The 1,516-nt window shown below is 70.5% G+C and carries 1 protein-coding gene; it reads left to right on the top strand.

Translation table 11 applies throughout. The features are described 5' to 3' along the window. The first annotated feature begins 1 nt into the window (after window position 1). Complete coding sequence (locus ACSHZY_RS18805; protein WP_435171754.1) at window positions 2-1,516, top strand: aldehyde dehydrogenase (NADP(+)); 1,515 nt, start codon at window positions 2-4, stop codon at window positions 1,514-1,516.

Genomic DNA, 1,516 nt, shown 5'->3' on the forward strand with positions numbered 1-1,516 from the left:
CATGACCTTCACCCCCCACGGCAAACACCTGATCGCCGGCGAATGGATTGCGACGGACGCCACCTTCGCCTCCGAACCGGCCACCGGCCCCGTGCACCAGTTCTCGGTCGGGACGGTCGATCTGGTGAACCGCGCCTGCGAAGCGGCGGAAGAGGCCTTCTGGACCTACGCCTACACCACCCGCGAAGAGCGCGCCGCCTTCCTTGACACCATCGCCGACGAGATCGAGGCCCGCGCCGAGGCCATCACCGAGATCGGCAGCCAGGAAACCGGCCTGCCCACCGCCCGCCTTCAGGGCGAACGCGGCCGCACCACGGGCCAGCTGCGCCTGTTCGCCCAGCACATCCGCGACGGCGAATACCTCGACCGCCGCACGGACGCGGCCATGCCCGACCGCCAGCCCGCCGCGCGCCCCGAGATCCGCATGATCCAGCGCCCGATCGGGCCGGTCGCGGTGTTCGGCGCGTCGAACTTCCCGCTCGCCTTCTCCACCGCCGGGGGCGACACGGCCGCCGCGCTGGCCGCGGGCTGCCCCGTCGTGGTCAAGGGCCACTCCGCCCATCCCGGAACCGGAGAGATCGTGGCCGAAGCCATCCACGCCGCGATCAAGAAGACCGGCATGCCGAAGGGCGTCTTCAGCCTGATCCAGGGCGGCAAGCGCGACGTCGGCACCAGCCTCGTGCAGCACCCGCGCATCAAGGCGGTCGGCTTCACCGGCAGCCTTGGCGGCGGCCGCGCCCTGTTCGACCTTTGCGCCCAACGGCCCGAGCCGATCCCGTTCTTCGGCGAACTCGGCTCCGTCAACCCGATGTTCATGCTGCCCGAGGCGCTGGCCGCGCGCGGCGAGGCTTTGGGCCAGGGGTGGGCCGGATCGCTGACCATGGGCGCGGGCCAGTTCTGCACCAACCCCGGCATCGCCGTGGTGCCGAAGGGCGCCGCCGGCGACACCTTCGTCGCCGCCACCGCCAAGGCGCTGGAAGCCGCCGCCCCGCAGACCATGCTGACCAACGGCATCGCCGACGCCTATCACAAGGGCAAGGAGCGCTTCGACAGCCGCAACTCGGTCCGTCCGGTCGTGTCCACCGAAAGCGCCGGCCGCCAGGTCAGCCCGAACCTTTACGAAGTGTCCTCCGACGCCTTCCTGGAGGATCACACGCTGGGCGAGGAGGTCTTCGGCCCGCTGGGTCTGGTCGTGCGCACCAACGGCACCGAGGAGATGCTGCGCCTGGCAAAAGGCCTCGAGGGTCAGCTGACCATTACCCTGCACATGGACGACGCCGACACCGAAGACGCCCGCAAGCTGCTGCCGGTCGTGGAACGCAAGGCCGGCCGCGTGCTGGTCAACGGCTTCCCGACGGGCGTGGAAGTGGTCGACTCCATGGTGCATGGCGGCCCCTACCCCGCCTCCACCAACTTCGGCGCCACCTCGGTCGGCACCCTGTCGATCCGCCGCTTCCTGCGCCCCGTCGCCTTCCAGAACATGCCGGCCGCGCTGCTGGAGCGTGATCTGGCCTGA

The sequence above is a fragment of the Falsirhodobacter sp. 1013 genome (assembly GCF_051195255.1).
Lineage (GTDB): Bacteria > Pseudomonadota > Alphaproteobacteria > Rhodobacterales > Rhodobacteraceae > Falsirhodobacter.